The 739-nt window shown below is 43.3% G+C and carries 1 protein-coding gene; it reads right to left on the bottom strand.

Features of this window, described 5'->3' with window-relative positions; all coding sequences use genetic code 11:
* Positions 1-116: 116 nt before the first annotated feature.
* The coding region (locus tag JIG41_RS01570; protein WP_249406591.1) for an RNA-guided endonuclease TnpB family protein at positions 117-739 on the bottom strand (623 nt) is incomplete at its 5' end.

The following is a 739-nucleotide window of genomic DNA, read 5'->3' as shown; positions in this document are numbered from 1 at the left end:
GGCGTGTGGGGTTCTTGCTGGAATTAGCGAAGGAAACATGCACCAGCAGTAGGTGAAGCATCAACCAGATAATCCGATGAGATGCCGGTCTGTCTCACTCTCATGCAAAGGTAAGATCAACCATTTAATCCGCTTACCCAATTTTCAAAACACGCTATATCAGTTTCATTGATTATCTGTCGTGAAATTTTGTGCGCAAAGTCGAGCCTTTGCCTTGAGATTTTACCGTGTAGCTTATTGATGCGTTGTTTAGTTTTGTGCCAACGATTTGAGCCTTTGGTTCGACGCGCAAGCTGGCGTTGCAATTGATTTAGCTTCTCTTTTGACTGTTTTAAAAACTTCGGATTATCGGCCACAAATCCGTTCGAACCAACCACCGTTTGCTTTGAGTTGATATCAAAACCAGTGATCTTTTCCAAAACCTGTTTAGCCGTTTTACACTCTACTTCCTGTGTGATGCTGCATTCCCATTTTCCGTGACGATATTGAACAGTGACGGTCTTAATTTTGCTCACTAGCTCACGATGCAGAACGATTGGCACTTTACCGACTTTTGGGATGCTTATAGCGTCATTTTCAATTCGAATACAGTTGGAATTATTGACCGCTCGGAAGCTATCATTGTGAAGCCGCTTCCTTTTGTAGGAAACTTTGTGCTTTGGAAAATGCTGCAAACGACCTTTAGAAAATGCATTCTTCATCGCTGTTTCCAAGTCGCGAGCAACCTGCTGAGCAGCAG

The organism is Pseudoalteromonas sp. bablab_jr011, assembly GCF_016464045.1.
Lineage (GTDB): Bacteria > Pseudomonadota > Gammaproteobacteria > Enterobacterales > Alteromonadaceae > Pseudoalteromonas > Pseudoalteromonas lipolytica.
This window is presented reverse-complemented; position numbering and strand designations above follow the sequence as displayed.